Below are 14,623 nucleotides of genomic sequence, written 5' to 3' on the forward strand. Positions count from 1 at the left end.
GTCGGTACCATCCCGGTCGGGGAACCGCCTGTCAAGGCGCCGTTTCGGCCCCGGCCCGGCGCCCCGACCCTCCTACGGGCGGCAGGCCCACCCCGGGAGAACCGTGGACGAGCGCGCGCACCCTCCCGGCCGACCACGCGTGCGGACCAGGCGGCCGGGGGCGTTTCAGCCGGGCGGAGTCGACAGGTGGACGAGGATGCCGCACACCTCGTCCACGATCTCCAGCGCCTCCGTCTCGTCCCCGCAGTCGCCCAGCTCGCGCGCCGCTCCTCCGATGACGGTGGTCAGTACGCTCACCCGGACCCGGCCGGCGCGCCGCCGCTCGTCCACCTCCAGGAGCCGGGCGTTGCGCCGCACCCATGCGCGGTCCCACTGGCGTCGCAGCGCGTCGAAACCGGCCGGGGCGTCGTCCTGCGCGAGCAGCCTGCCGAGCCGCCGGTTGTCCCAGGCGCCCCGCAGATACGCCCTGGCTCCGGCCACGAAGAGGGCGATCGGATCGTCCACGCCCCGGCCGCGCTCGACGGACAGCGTGGCCGCGGTCCGGCGCTCCTGCTCCTCCCGGAACTCCTCCCACAGGGCGAGGTAGAGCCCGCGCTTACCGCCGTAGTGCTGGAAGAGGCTGCCGCCCGGGATTCCGCCGCGCGCCGCGATCTCGGAGAGACCGGCATCGGCGTAGCCGCGCTCCAGGAACACGTCCAGCGCGGCGTCCAGCAGCACGGGCCGGACCGACCGGTGATGCCCGGAGTTCCCCTCCGTCAGTCCCATGTCCTGCTGTCCGCCGGGCAGTTGACGTGCTGCGTCGGTCTCCGAGGACTCCACGATGCCGCTCACCGGCCATCCCCGCCTTCCCCCGCCCCGTCGCGGATGGCGAGGGCGACCAGTAGTTCCAGGAGGTCGGCGAGCCGGCGCGGATTGCGGCCGGTGCGCTCCTCGATCCGGCGCAGCCGGTAGTGCGCCGTGTTGTGGTGCACCCGCAGCCGTTCGGCGGCCAGCCGCAGATTGAGGTCCGCGTCCGCGAACGCCCTGATGGTGTCGGCCAGCGTGTCGCCACGTCGTCGGTCCTCCTCCAGCAGCAACCGCACTCGTGGATCGACCAGCTGGCGCGCGAGATCGTCGGCACGCAGCGCCAGGTAGTCGAACGGGGACAGCCGCGGCAGCGCCGCCACTCCGCCCCCACTCGGCACCAGGTCGAGCGCGGCCCGCGCCTCCTGGTAGGCGCGCGGCAGTTCGTGCGCGCCCTGTGCGACCGTACTGATCCCCATGGAGAGCATGGTCCCCTCCTGCGCGAGCCGGCGCCGTACCGCCTCGAAGTGGGTGCATATGTCCTCGGCGTCCATACCGGCCCGGACCACAGGTACGGCCACCACCTCGCCGTGGCGTACGACGACCAGCGTCCTGCCCGCCCAGGGGCCGGCGAGGCTGATCGACGCGCTGGCGGCGTAGCCGCTCTCGGCCGAGGCGAGGTCGCCGGTGCGGGTGTCGCCGACGCACACCGCCACGACCGCCATCATCGGCGAGCGCGGTCCGATGCCGTAGGCCTGTGCCGGGGCGAACAGCGGGCCACGCGAGGGTGCCACGCCGGCCAGAAGCTGGTCCAGGAGATCACGGCGCTCGCGGTCCGCGTCCGCCACCACGTGCTGCTGGTACTCGACGTACGCCTGCGCGGCATGCGTGCTCGCGTAGTCGACGTACCGCATCAGCGGGGTGACGAGCGACAGGGCGGCCTGCTGGGCCTCGGCCGACGTGCCCGCGCACTCCAGCATCGCGTCCCACATCACCTGCCGGCCCACCCGGAAGGCGCTGATCCAGTCCTCGAGGGCGAACCCGGCACGGGCTCGGCGCATGGCTGCCGCCCGGCTGAAGAGCAGGTCCTCGGCGGCGATGTCGCGGTCGCCCGCCAGGGCCGCGAGCTGCATCCGGTAGTGCTCGAGCACCTGCTCGCGTACGTCGTCGAAGAACCGTCCGTCCTGCAGGGCGTACGACGGGATCTCCGCACGCATCACCTCGACGGCGGTCGCCGCCACCTGCTCGATCCGGTCCTGGACGGCATGCAGGATCCGCCACCGCTCCCGGCGGAGGTGTTCGGAGAGCTGGGAAGTGCCCAGGGCAGGACCGCGAGGCATGGCGCAGATCGTGACCGCTCGGCTCGTGCTCCGTCAACAGGCTGAGGGCGGGCCGTCTTCCGACACCTGTGCGCGGCGCACAGTTCGGCGACCGCGAAGTTGGGTGCTCACGACCAATGTGTCCCCGGAACACCCCCACCTACTGTGACGCTCGCTCATCCCCCAGCACGTCGGAAGGGGCGTCACTCATGCTTGCGGTGGACGGTATCACCGTGCGCTTCGGCGGGATCACGGCGCTGGACGGTGTCTCCTTCACCGTCGAGCCGGGCACCGCCGTGGGGCTCATCGGGCCGAACGGAGCCGGCAAGACCACTTTGTTCAACTGCCTCACCCGGCGCTGCACTCCGGACCAGGGAGGCATGCGGTTCGAGGACGAGGACCTGCTCGCCCTGCCTCCGCACGCCGTGGCCGGGCGCGGCATCGCCCGCACCTTCCAGAACCTGGGACTGTTCCCCCGGCTCACGGTCCGGGAGAACGTCATGGTCGGTGCCCACAGCCAGGGGCGCACCGGACATCTCGCCGCGGCGCTCCGGCTGCCCCGCGTCCGGCGCGAGGAGAGGGACCTGCGTGACCGGGCGGACGACTTGCTGCGGCGGCTCGGCCTGGCGGACGTCGCCGGCCACCCCGCGGCCGGGCTGCCGTTCGGCACGCTCAAACGCGTGGAACTCGCCCGGGCGCTCGCGGTGCGGCCCCGCCTGCTGCTGCTCGACGAACCCGTCAACGGCCTCAGTCACGGCGAGGTCGGCCAGTTCGCGGATCTGGTCCGCTCGGTGCGTGAGGACTTCGACCTCACCCTCGTGGTGGTCGAACACCACATGGGATTCGTGATGGGCCTGTGCGACAAGGTGGTCTGCCTCGACTTCGGCCGCACGATCGCCGAGGGTTCGCCGGAGGAGATCCAGCGCGACCCGGCCGTCGTCGAGGCGTATCTGGGGGTGCCCGCGTGAGCGAGGTCGCAGCCGGTGCGGAGCCGGGGTTCCTGAAGGTCCGCGATCTGCACGCCGGATACGGCCAGGCCCGTGTGCTGCAGGGTCTCGACCTCTCTGTCGCCCGAGGCGAGGTGTGCGCGGTCCTCGGACCCAACGGCGCGGGCAAGACCACGACACTGCGGGCGCTGTGCGGCGTGGTCCGCGGCCGTGGCTCGGTCACCCTGGACGGTACGGAACTGCTGGGCCGTTCGCCCGAGCAGGCCGCCAGGCTCGGCGTGGCGCACGTGCCCGAGGGCCGGGGCACCTTCAACGACCTCACCGTCGAGGAGAACCTGCGCGTCGGCGCCCATGTGCGCACCGGCCGCGGGCGGCGGGGCCGCGCCGGGCGTGCGGCCGTGACAGCCGGCCTGGAACGGATCTACGGCTACTTCCCCAGACTGCGCCAGCGCTCCCGGCAGCACGCCGGCAGCCTCAGCGGCGGCGAGCAGCAGATGCTCGCCATCGGCCGGGCGCTGATGATGCGGCCCTCGCTGCTGCTTCTGGACGAGCCGTCCCTGGGACTCGCACCGCTGGTCACCCGCGAACTGTTCGAGATCGTCCGTGCCGTCAACGAGGAGGAACGCACCACCGTGGTCGTAGTCGAGCAGAACGCACAGCTCGCGCTGGGCATCGCGCACCGGGCCCATGTGCTGGAGGCCGGTCGCCTGGTGCTGTCCGGGCCGGCCGCGCAGATCCGCGAGGACCGGCAGGTCGCCGAGGTCTACCTCGGTGTCTCCGTCCGCACCGGCAAGGCCGGGTGAGCGCCGTGACCGATCTTCTCCAGCAGGTGGTGGAAGGGCTGGGCTCCGGCGCGGTGTACGCCAGTCTGGCGCTGGCCCTGGTGCTGATCCACCGGTTCACGGGGATCGTCAACTTCGCGCAGGGCGAGATGGCGATGCTCTCGACGTATGTCGCCTGGCAGTTGGTGGCCTCCGGGATGCCGTTCTGGCTGGCGCTGCCGGTCACTCTCGCGGTGTCCTTCGCCGGCGGCATGCTGGTCGAGCGGATCGTCATCCGTCCCGTGCAGGGCGCACCCGAGCTCACGGTCGTCATCGTCACGGTCGGCCTGTTCATCTTCGTCAACGCGCTGGCCGGTCTCATCTGGTCGTTCACCGTGAAGGACTTTCCCGAGCCGTTCCCCGACGGCGCGCTGGACCTGGCCGGGGTGCGGCTGGACTGGTCGACGCTCGGGATCATGGGCGTGGTCGCGGTCGTGATGGGCCTGCTGTACCTGCTGTTCCAGCACACCTCCGTCGGCCTGGTGATGCGGGCGGTCGCCTGCAATCCGGCCTCCGCCCGGCTGTCGGGCATCCGGGTGGGCCGGGTGCTGATGCTCGGCTGGGGACTGGCCGCGACGGTGGGCGCGGTGTCCGGCGTGCTCGTCGCGCCGGTGCTGTTCCTGGAGCCGAACATGATGGGCGGGGTGCTGATCTACGCGTTCGCGGCGGCCACCCTCGGAGGCTTCGACAGCCCGGTCGGTGCGGTCGTCGGCGGTCTGTTCGTGGGCGTCGCCGAGACGCTGACCGGGGCATACGTCGACGTTGTCGGCGCGGACCTCAAGGTGGGCGTCCCTCTGGTGATCATCCTGGGCGTGCTGCTGGTGCGGCCCCAGGGCCTGTTCGGACGGGCGGCGGTGGTGCGCGCATGAACACCCTCACGGCGGCGCTCGGCACCGACCGGGTCCGGTGGCTGCGGGCCACGCTCACGGTGCTGGTCGCGGCGGCGGCGGCCGTCGGCGCACCGTTCTACTTCGCCCCCTTCCAGGTCTTCCAGCTGACCATGGTGCTGTTGTACGCCGTCGCACTGGCCGGTCTGAACCTGCTGGTCGGCTTCGGCGGTCAGATCTCGCTCGGCCACGGCGCCTTCTTCGCGGCGGGGGCCTACACGGCGGCGGTCATGCTCGACCGGTACGACACCGGTCACCTGGCCACCCTGCCGGTCGCGGCCGCCGGATGCTTCCTGCTGGGCCTGGGCTTCGGAGTCCCCGCCCTGCGGCTGCGCGGCCTGTATCTGGCCCTGGTCACCCTCTCGTTCGCCGTGTTCCTGCCCCCTCTGCTCAAGCGGCTAGAGCCGCTGACGGGCGGCTCCATGGGGCTGACCGTCGACAAGCTGCAGCCCCCCGCGTGGAGCGGACTGGCCGAGGACCAGTGGACGTACTTCGTCGTCCTCGCCGTGACCGCGGTGGCACTGCTCCTCGCCCGCAACCTGCTGCGGTCCAGGGTCGGCCGGGCGCTGCTCGCCGTACGGGACAACGAGAGCGCCGCCGAGGTCATGGGCGTGCGGCTGTCGCTGCACAAGACCCTCGCCTTCGCCTGGAGCGCGCTGTTCGCGGGCGTCGCCGGCTGCCTCTACACCTGGGTGATCGGCTTCGTCTCGCCCGACTCCTTCAGTTTCGTGCTGTCCATCACGCTGCTGGCCGGCCTGGTGGTCGGGGGGCTCGCCTCGCTGTACGGACCGCTGCTGGGCGCGGCGTTCGTGATGTACGTGCCGAGCGTGTCCCAGGACCTCAGCGAGGCGGCGCCGGGAGTGGTGTTCGGCCTGCTGATCATCACCGTGATGTTCGTGGCCCCGACGGGACTGGCCGGGCTGCCGGGCCGTGTCCTGGGTGCGGTGGGCCGCCGCTTCCCCCGCACCGCCGTCCTCGGCCGGACACCCGGTGCCGGCCGCGGCCCCGGGGCCGAATCCGGCTTCGAGGCCGGACCCGCAGCCGACGCGCATCCGGCGTCCCCCGCCGAGTCCGGACCTTCCGCGACCGGTGGCACGCCTGCGGACCCCGAAGTTGTCGACGCCGAACCCGTGGGCGCACCGCCCCGCACGGAAAAGGAATGATGCACATGCGCAAGACGACCGCTCTGCGGGCGGCCGCGGCCGCGACCGCCGCCCTGCTCACCGCGACCGCCTGCAACAGCCAGCGTGGACAGGCGGACCAGGGCGCCGCCGCCGATGGCGCGTGCAAGGGCCAGCAGACCACGGGCATCACCGACAAGACCATCAAGCTGGGCGGTATCTACCCGCTGTCGGGGCCCGCCTCGGCGTACGGCACGATCAGCAAGGGCGTGGCCGCCTACTTCAAGTACGTCAACGGCAAGGGCGGCATAGACGGCCGCAAGGTGCAGTTCGTCGTCCGCGACGACGGCTACCAGCCGCCCAAGGCGGTCGAGGAGGCGCGCAGACTCGTCGAGCAGGAGAAGGTCTTCGCCGTCTTCCAGACCCTGGGCACCCCGTCCACGGCGGCCGTGTGGGACTACCTGAACCAGCAGAAGGTGCCGCAGCCGTTCGTCGCCACGGGCGCCTCCGCCTGGGGCACGGACGACAAGCACCCCTGGACCATCGGCTGGCAGCCCAGCTACGTGGCCGAGGCGCGGGTGTACGCCAAGTACCTCAAGGACGAGAAGCCGAAGGCCAGGGTCGCGGTCCTCTACCAGAACGACGACTTCGGCAAGGACCTGCTCGGTGGGTTCGAGAAGGCCGTCGCCGGCAGCGGCGTCAAGGTGGTCGCCCGGGAGAGCTACGAGGTCACCGACCCTTCCGTGTCGGCGCAGATGACCACGCTCGCCCGGTCCGGGGCGGATGTGCTGCTCGACGTCACCACGCCGAAGTTCGCCAGCCAGGCCCTCGCCGCCGATGCCAGGAACACCCGGTGGAACCCGCTGCACATCGTGAACAACGTGGCCTCGTCGGTCGCCGTGCTGCGGCCCGTCGGGCTCAAGAACGTGCAGGGCGTGGTCTCGGCGACCTACTTCAAGGACCCCGCCGACCCGCAGTGGGCCGACGACGCCGACATGAAGACGTACAAGGAGGCGCTGCACAAGTACGCGCCCGACGCCGATCCGGGCAACCAGTTCAACGCCTACGGCTGGGCCGTCGCCTCCAGTCTGCACAAGGCACTGTCCGCGATGAAGTGCCCCACCCGCGAGGGGCTGCGGGACGCGGTGCGCAACCTGAAGAACGTGAGGGTGGGCCTGCTGCTGCCCGGGATCACCATGTCCACGGGACACGGCGACGCCTTCCCGCTGGAGACGATGCAGCTGATGCGGTTCAAGGGTGAGCGGTGGCAGCTGTTCGGCCGGCCGGTCGACACCCGCAAGGAGTTCGGCCCGCCGACGAAGTAGGCCGGCAGGGGGCGCTCCGCGGCGACGTCGCTCGGGCCTCGCAGCAGATCCACAGATCCACGTCGTGACGAACCAGGTGTGTGGGCAACCTCACCACCCACTCATACCGACTGGTCGGTACCCTGCTGCGAGGCTTTGAACGACAGGAGGCGCGATGTCCGCGACCAACCGCCAGATCCGTCTGGCAGCCCGCCCCGTGGGACAGGCGAAACCAGACGACTGGCAGCACTGTTCCGGGCCCGTGGAGGAACCGGGCCCGGGGCAGTTCGCAGGCCGGACGCGCGTCATCTCCCTGGACCCGGCGATGCGGGGCTGGCTGGACGACCGCCCCTCCTACCTGCCGCCCGTGGGCATCGGTGAGGTGATGCGCGCCGGATCGGTCGTCGAGGTCACCGCTTCGCACCACCCCGAGTTCCAGCCCGGTGACCACGTGGTCGGCATGTTCGGCGTTCAGGAGCACGTGGTCTCCGACGGCCGGGGCGTGCTGAAGATCGACACCTCGCTCGCCCCGCCGTCGAACTTTCTCGGCGCCCTGGGCATGCCCGGCATGACCGCCTACTTCGGGCTGCTGGACGTCGGCGCGCTCAAGGACGGCGAGACCGTCGTGGTGTCGGGCGCGGCCGGCGCCGTCGGCACCGTCGTGGGGCAGATCGCGAAGGCCAGGGGCTGCCGGGTGGTCGGCATCGCGGGCGGCCCGGAGAAGTGCGCGCTGCTCACCGACGATCTCGGGTTCGACGCCGCGATCGACCACCGCGCCGACGACATCAGGACGGCGCTGCGCCGATGCGCCCCCGACGGCGTCGACGTCTACTTCGACAACGTGGGAGGGGACGTCCTCGACGCCGTCCTGACCCGCCTGTCGATGCACGCGCGCGTCGTGATCTGCGGTGCGATCAGCCAGTACAACAACGCCACCCCGGTCAAGGGGCCTTCGAACTATCTGACCCTGCTGGTGCGCCGCGCCCGTATGGAGGGCTTCGTCGTCTTCGACTACGCCGAGCGCTACCCCGAGGCCGTCAAGGACATCTCCGCCTGGATCGCCGACGGCCGCGTCAAGGTCAAGGAGCACGTGGTGCGGGGGAGCGTGGACGACTTCCCCGAGACACTGAACATGCTCTTCCGCGGCGAGAACGTCGGCAAGCTCGTCCTTGAGCTGACCTGACGGCGGTCCGCAGCCCGCCACCGCCGTACGGCCGACCCCCGCAGCTTCCCCGAAAGGCACGTCGCGATGAACACCCACCAGCACGCCGGCCACCCCCCTGTCGCCACACCGGTCGATCACCGCTGGGCGGTCGCGGCGGAGACCGCCCGGTTCGTCGCGGCGGTCCAGGGCGCCGACCCGGCCACCGCGGTTCCCGGCTGCCCCGGCTGGACGCTGGCCGATCTGATCAAGCACACGGGCAGCGTCCAGCGCTGGTTCTCGGTCCTGTTGAAGGCGCGTGTCCAGGAACCGCCGCGCACGCGGGAGGTGGATCTGCGCCTGCCCGAGCGGGAGGACGGATATGCCGACTGGCTGGCGCAGAGCGCGACCGTGGCCGAGGACGCGTTCGCGGCCACCGACCCGAACACGCCGATGTGGGCCTGGGGCGCCGACCAGCATGCCCGCTTCTGGGCGCGCCGCATGCTCTTCGAGACGGTGCTGCACCGGGCCGACGCCGAACTCGCCCTCGGCCGCCGGCCCGTCGTCGACCGCGCGCTCGCCGTCGACGCAATCGACGAGTTCCTCGTCAACCTGCCCTTCGCCGGCTTCTTCGCCCCCAAGGTGAGCAACCTGCGCGCTCCCGACAGGGCACTCCTCTTCCGTACGACCGACGGGGACGACGCCTGGCTCGTCCGCCTGCGGCCCGACGGCTTCGGACTGGACGCGGCCCCTGCGGCCGCGGGCAGCGCCGATGCGACGGTCCGGGGATCCGCGGCCGATCTGCTCCTGCTCGTCTACGGCCGCCTGAACTGGGAAGGCGCCGCCTTCACGCACGACGGGGACGGGGGGCTGCTGGCCGACTGGTTCGCCAACTCCGCCTTCTGACGGCGCCGGCCGCGCCGGCGGCCCGGCGTCCGCTGAGTACCGGCCCTGCGATCTTCCGTACATGAGCGTGCCCCGCCGTACAAGGAGGTACGTCCGTGACCGTCCGGCCAATGGCGTGATCGCGGTCGCCGAGGGCGCCGACATGCCCACCACCCCCGAGACCGTACGGCGGTTCCAGGACGCGGGCGTCGCCTTCGGCCCCGGCAAGGCCGTCAACGCCGGCGGCGTGGCCACCTCGGCCCTGGAGATGCGGCAGAACGCCGCCCGCGAGGCGTGGACCTTCGAGAAAACCGACCGCAGGCTGGCCGCCATCATGGCCGGCATCCACACGACCTGCCGGGCGACGGCCGAGGAGTACGGGGCGCCGGGCAACTACGTCGCCGGCGCGAACATCGCGGGCTTCGTCAAGGTCGCCGACACGATGCTCGACCTCGGGCTGGTGTGACCGCCGCACGAAGGCGGGGCCCCGATGCCCCGATGCGCCCAGGTCCTAGCCCGGTGCTTCCCGCGGGCGCGTCGTCGCGAAGCGCCTGCGGTACTGCGTCGGGGTGGTGCCGAGAGAACCGTATCCTCGAGGCGTTCACCGAGGGCGTCAAGGACCGTCCCGGCAGGACGTTCGGCAACGTCAAGGCGGACGTCCTGGCCCACTTCGTGCTGGCTTCGTACGCGGCGCCTTCGTGGAGGTCGTCGAGGACTCGGACTGGCCGGAGTGACCGGCCGCGCGCGGGCGCGGCCGGGCGCCCCACGAAGGCGGCGCCGCGGACACCGCCCCCCGATGCTGTGAGCCTCGCCACACCCCCACACCGTGGTGTCCCACTCTGAGCTGGGACAACACGCGTCCCACCCGTGCCTCTTGGCGCACCTGTCCGAAGAACTGTTATCCGGGACCGGCCGAACGGTCTCCCAGGTATCGGGCAGGATCGTTCGACGTCGAGGACGGGAACCTTTCATGAGTACACAGCGCACGGTGGATCCGGCGGCCCTGGTGGCCGCCGCCCGAGGGGGCGATCCGGAAGCTCAGGACGCCCTGGTCAGTGCGTATCTCCCGCTCGTCTACAACATCGTGGGCCGGGCCCTGAACGGCTCGGTCGACGTCGACGACGTGGTCCAGGAGACCATGCTGCGGACACTGGACGGACTCGGTGGACTGCGCACCCCGGAGAGCTTCCGCTCCTGGCTCGTGGCGATCGCCATGAACGAGGTCCGCAAGCACTGGCACGACCGCGGGCCGGCGGCGGGCGGGGTGGAGGAGGCCGTGGAACTCGCGGACCCGGGTGCCGACTTCGTGGACCTGACCCTGGTCCAGCTCCAGCTGTCGGGTCAGCGGCAGGAGACCGCCCGCGCCACCCGCTGGCTGGAGCCGGACGACCGGGGGCTGCTCTCCCTGTGGTGGCTGGAATGCGCCGGCGAGCTGACCCGCACCGAGGTCGCCGCCGCGCTGGAACTGTCCGCGCAGCACACGGCCGTACGGGTGCAGCGGATGAAGGCGCAGCTGGAGGCGGCCCGCGTGGTGGTGCGGGCCCTCGACGCGCAGCCGCCGTGCCCGGAGCTGCGTGGCATGCTCGGGGCCTGGGACGGCCGGCCCTCGGCGCTGTGGCGCAAGCGCATAGCCCGGCACGCCCGCGGCTGTGTCCGCTGCTCCGGGCTGTGGAGCGGGCTGATGCCCGCGGAGGGACTCCTGGCCGGGCTGGCGCTGGTCGCCGTGGCCCCCCTGCTGCGGGAGAACGTGCGCGTCGCGTGCGGCGCGATGGCCGAGGCGGGGATGGCCGTCGAGGGCCCGGCTGCCGGCGCGGCCGCCCCACGACGCCACGGCGGACACCGCGCCGGCCGGCGCCGGAACGTTTCGCGCAGCGAGGCACGCCGGCGCCGCCGCAACCGGCGCCGGGCCGTCGGCGGCGCGGTCGTAGCGGCCTGCGTGGCGGGCGGCGGCCTCTGGTACTTCGGCACGGACAACGGGACCGGAGGCACCGAGGGGACGACCGCGGAACGGGCCGCGGACGCGCCCGTCGCGGATCTCTCGGAATCGAGCGCCGCCGAGCCCTCCCCGTCCGTCTCCGCCTCCGCGCCGCCCTCCCCGTCCAGGACCAGGAAGGCCACCGCGCCCGCGACCACGCACCCGGCGAAGAAGGCCGCGCCGACCCCGCGGGCGTCGGCCACCCCCACCCGGAGCCCGCTCGCCGCACCGCAGGCGTCGTCCACGCCGTCCGACACCGTCGCTCAGGTCGTCGCGCTGGTGAACCAGGAGCGGGCGAAGGCCGGCTGCGGTGCGCTCACCGAGGACCCGCAGCTGGAGGAGGCCGCGCAGGGCCACTCCGACGACATGGCCGCCCGCGACTTCTTCGACCACACCAACCCGGACGGCGCCGACCCCGGGCAGCGCATCACCGCCGCGGGCTACCGGTGGTCGACGTACGGCGAGAACATCGCCCAGGGCCAGCAGACCCCGCAGGCGGTGATGGAGTCCTGGATGAACAGCCCCGGCCACCGCGCCAACATCCTCAACTGCTCGTTCAAGGACATCGGCGTGGGCGTCCACCGGGGCTCGGGCGGCCCGTGGTGGACACAGGACTTCGGCGCGAAGCTCTGAGCCCGCGCTCCACGGCCGGCAGCCGCGGGAGGCGACGGCGGCCGCCGGTGGTGTGACCTGGCCGTCACAGCATGACGTGCTTGACCTGGGTGTAGTCCAGCAGGCCGGTCAGGGACAGGTCGCTGCCGTGGCCGGAGTGGCGCACCCCGCCGTGCGGCATCTCCGAGACCGTCGTGCCATGGGTGTTGACCCAGACGATGCCCGTGTCCAGGGCGCGGCCCGCCCGCATCGCACGGTCGTGGTCGCGCGTCCACACGCTCGCCGCGAGCCCCTGCGGGACGTCGTTGGCCAGACGCAGCGCCTCGGACTCGTCGGCGAAGGGCTGGACGGTGACGACGGGCCCGAACACCTCGCCCTGCACGATCTCGTCCCGCTGCCGCACCCCCGCCACCACCGTGGCCTGGTGGAAGTAGCCGGGCCGGGGCAGTGACGCACCTCCCGCGACGACCTCCGCATGCTCCGGCAGCCGCTCCAGCATTCTTCCCACGGCGGCGAGTTGCGCGGCGTTGGCGAGCGGGCCGAAGTCGGCGTGCGCGTCGTCCGGCGCTCCGGGCCGCCGCCCGGCGGCCCGTTCGGCGAAGGCGGACAGGAAGGTGTCGTGCACCCGGTGGTGCACCAGGATCCGGGTGGCGGCCGTGCAGTCCTGGCCCGCGTTGTAGAAGGCCAGGGACGACAACTGCTGCACGGCGTCGTCGAGATCGGCGTCCTCGTGGATCAACACAGGGGCGTTGCCGCCGAGTTCGAGGTGGAGCCGCTTGAGGTCCGCCGCCGCGGCGGCGGCGATCTCCCGGCCGGCGCGGACACTGCCCGTGACGGCGACCAGCCGGACCAGCGGGTGGGCGACGAGCGAGCGGCCCGTGTCCCGGTCGCCGCACACGACGTTCAGCACACCGGGCGGCAGGTGCTCGGCGGCCAGCCGGGCCAGGAGCACGGCCGACGACGGCGTGGTGTCGGACGGTTTGAGGACGACCGTGTTGCCGGCGGCCAGCGCGGGCGCGATCTTCCACACCGCCATCATCAGCGGGTAGTTCCACGGCGTGATCTGCGCGCAGACACCGACCGGCTCACGGCGCAGGACCGAGGTACGGCCCGGTGTGTACTCGGCGGCCGCCGCGCCCGGCAGGTTGCGGGCGGCCCCCGCGAAGTACCGCAACACGTCGACGACCGCGGGGAGTTCGTCCGCCAGGAACAGGGCGCGCGGCTTCCCCGTGTCCGTCACCTCGGCGTCCGCCAGCGCGTCCGCCTCGCGCTCCAGGGCGTCCGCGATGCGCAGCAGCGCGGTCTGCCGGTGTCCCGGAGGCGTGGCCGCCCAGCCGGGAAACGCCCTCCGGGCCGCGCGGCAGGCCACGTCCACGTCCTCGGGACCGGAGAGCGGAGCCGTGCCGTGCGGGAGGCCGGCGGCGGGGTCGATGAGGGCCAGGGTGCGGTGGGAGGCGGCGGGCACCTCCTCGCCGGCGACGTGGTTGAGGCGGTCAGCCACGGCGCAGCGCCTCCTTCGCCGCGGCGCGGCCGGTGCGGACGGCACCCTCCATGTATCCGGCGACCCACTGGTCGGAACCGCAGACGTAGAACGGCGGTTCGTGCGTGCCGTGCAGCGGGCCGACCGCCATGACCTCGCCCGGCGGCCACTGGGTGACGTAGCCCTGGGTCCAGGGGGTGGTGCCCCACAGGCGCAGATGGCAGGAGGCCGGATGGAGCGCCTTGTCCCCGAACAGGGCGCCCACCTCGGCCAGGAGTTCCGGGATGCGCAGGTGCGCCGGGGTGCCCAGCAGGACGCCGTAGCGCTCGGGAGGGACGAGTGCCGACAGGATGCCCTCGCTCTGCGGCCAGGTGCTGCCCAGGACGCCTTCGGACTCCGAGAGGCCGTCGAGGTCGTCGGCGCGCCAGAAGGGGTCGTCGTAGACGGCGGCGAACTTCGCGGCGACGGCGTGGCGCTGACGGTGCAGGGAGGCCAGGCGGGCCTCGCTGACGCCGGTGACGGCGACCGACCGCAGCGGTCCCACCGGCAGGGCGCTCACCACGGCGTGCGCGGTGAGGATCTCCCCGGTGGCCAGGCGCACGCCGCACCGGCCGGGGCGGATGCCGATCGCGGCGACGGGCGCGCCGAGCCGGACCCGCGGGCCCAGTTCGCGGCCCATCACCTCGGCGAGCGTCGCGGAACCCTCGGCCAGCCGCAGTCCCTCCCAGTCGTCGTAGTCGTAGTCGCCCGTGGCCGCACCGGGCACCGCGGCGCTCTTGCGCAGGGCCGCCAGCAGCGAGATGCGCTCGTAGGAGCCGCCGGCCAGGGCGAGTTGGCCGATGTCCCACAGGCGCACCACGGCGGGGGAGGCCTGCCGGGAGCGCAGCCAGCCCGCGACGGAGAGGCGGTCCAGGGCGGCCGCGTCGGGGTGCGACCAGGGGTCGTCCGGGTCGACCGTGGCGGCCAGTGCGCCGAACTCCCTGCTGAGTTTCTCGTGCTGGGCGGTGTCACCGGGGCCGAACCAGTGCGGCGGTTCACCGGCCGAGAGCCCCTCCGGCGTGGCCCGGGTCATGCGGCCGGGCTCGGCGACGTAGCTGGGGGTCAGCTCCAGGCCGAGCTCCTCGGCGAGGCCGAGATAGGCGGTGTGTCCCCGGCCGACCACTTCGCCGCCGAGCTGGACGGTACGGCCGTCGGGCGTGCGGGTCTGCTCGACCCGGCCGCCGACGCGGTCCCGGGCCTCCAGGACGAGCACGTCGGTGCCGGCGGCCGCCAGGTCGCGGGCGGCGCAGAGCCCGGCGAGACCGGCGCCGAGCACGATCACGTCGTGATGCATGGATGTCGCTTTCGA

General features: G+C 72.7%; 12 protein-coding genes and 2 pseudogenes. 10 read left to right on the plus strand and 4 right to left on the minus strand.

Annotation, left to right across the window (positions count from 1 at the left end; genetic code table 11):
* Positions 1-165: 165 nt before the first annotated feature.
* On the minus strand, positions 166-831 hold the full coding sequence (locus tag ACIRPX_RS00510; protein WP_404187044.1) for a TetR/AcrR family transcriptional regulator: 666 nt from the start codon (positions 829-831) through the stop codon (positions 166-168).
* The gene (locus ACIRPX_RS00515) at positions 828-2,123 is read right to left on the minus strand and encodes a PucR family transcriptional regulator (RefSeq protein ID WP_404187045.1); all 1,296 of its coding nucleotides are present in this window, start codon (positions 2,121-2,123) and stop codon (positions 828-830) included. Before ACIRPX_RS00515 ends, ACIRPX_RS00510 begins: the two co-directional genes overlap by 4 nt.
* Positions 2,124-2,311: 188 nt before the next feature.
* On the opposite strand from ACIRPX_RS00515, the gene ACIRPX_RS00520 reads away from it, so the two are divergent.
* The 10 genes and pseudogenes from ACIRPX_RS00520 (at position 2,312) to ACIRPX_RS00565 (ending at position 11,816) form a co-directional block, all read left to right on the plus strand.
* Positions 2,312-3,070 (plus strand): ABC transporter ATP-binding protein, encoded by a 759-nt coding sequence (locus ACIRPX_RS00520; RefSeq protein WP_404187046.1) that lies wholly within the window; start codon positions 2,312-2,314, stop codon positions 3,068-3,070.
* A complete protein-coding gene (locus ACIRPX_RS00525) occupies positions 3,067-3,852 on the plus strand; it encodes an ABC transporter ATP-binding protein (protein ID WP_404187047.1) in 786 nt (261 codons plus the stop codon). Before ACIRPX_RS00520 ends, ACIRPX_RS00525 begins: the two co-directional genes overlap by 4 nt.
* A 5-nt stretch (positions 3,853-3,857) precedes the next feature.
* Positions 3,858-4,739, plus strand: a complete 882-nt coding sequence (locus ACIRPX_RS00530; protein ID WP_404187048.1) for a branched-chain amino acid ABC transporter permease — start codon at positions 3,858-3,860, stop codon at positions 4,737-4,739.
* Positions 4,736-5,920, plus strand: a complete 1,185-nt coding sequence (locus tag ACIRPX_RS00535) for a branched-chain amino acid ABC transporter permease (RefSeq protein ID WP_404187049.1) — start codon at positions 4,736-4,738, stop codon at positions 5,918-5,920. Before ACIRPX_RS00530 ends, ACIRPX_RS00535 begins: the two co-directional genes overlap by 4 nt.
* Before the next feature lie 5 nt (positions 5,921-5,925).
* Positions 5,926-7,203, plus strand: a complete 1,278-nt coding sequence (locus tag ACIRPX_RS00540) for an ABC transporter substrate-binding protein (RefSeq protein WP_404187050.1) — start codon at positions 5,926-5,928, stop codon at positions 7,201-7,203.
* Between the two features lie 154 nt (positions 7,204-7,357).
* Positions 7,358-8,365, plus strand: a complete 1,008-nt coding sequence (locus tag ACIRPX_RS00545) for an NADP-dependent oxidoreductase (protein ID WP_404187051.1) — start codon at positions 7,358-7,360, stop codon at positions 8,363-8,365.
* A gap of 66 nt (positions 8,366-8,431) precedes the next feature.
* A complete protein-coding gene (locus tag ACIRPX_RS00550; RefSeq protein WP_404187052.1) occupies positions 8,432-9,229 on the plus strand; it encodes a maleylpyruvate isomerase family mycothiol-dependent enzyme in 798 nt (265 codons plus the stop codon).
* A 109-nt stretch (positions 9,230-9,338) separates the two neighbouring features.
* Positions 9,339-9,674, plus strand: a pseudogene (locus ACIRPX_RS00555) (glutamate dehydrogenase); the annotation flags it as partial.
* 113 nt (positions 9,675-9,787) lie between these two features.
* A pseudogene (locus ACIRPX_RS00560) lies at positions 9,788-9,942 on the plus strand (diguanylate cyclase); the annotation flags it as partial.
* Positions 9,943-10,178: 236 nt separating this feature from the next.
* Positions 10,179-11,816 carry a sigma-70 family RNA polymerase sigma factor gene (locus ACIRPX_RS00565; protein ID WP_404187053.1) on the plus strand — a complete coding sequence of 546 codons (1,638 nt, stop codon included), beginning with the start codon at positions 10,179-10,181 and terminating at the stop codon, positions 11,814-11,816.
* 64 nt (positions 11,817-11,880) lie between these two features.
* Here the strand turns inward: ACIRPX_RS00565 and ACIRPX_RS00570 are convergent, their stop codons facing one another.
* Positions 11,881-13,296, minus strand: coding sequence for an aminobutyraldehyde dehydrogenase (locus tag ACIRPX_RS00570; protein WP_404187054.1), 1,416 nt, complete (start codon positions 13,294-13,296; stop codon positions 11,881-11,883).
* Positions 13,289-14,608 (minus strand): flavin monoamine oxidase family protein, encoded by a 1,320-nt coding sequence (locus ACIRPX_RS00575; RefSeq protein ID WP_404187055.1) that lies wholly within the window; start codon positions 14,606-14,608, stop codon positions 13,289-13,291. The genes ACIRPX_RS00570 and ACIRPX_RS00575 overlap by 8 nt, the downstream gene beginning before the upstream one ends.
* Positions 14,609-14,623: the final 15 nt, after the last annotated feature.

Source organism: Streptomyces sp. NPDC101225 (assembly GCF_044767585.1).
Taxonomy (GTDB): domain Bacteria; phylum Actinomycetota; class Actinomycetes; order Streptomycetales; family Streptomycetaceae; genus Streptomyces.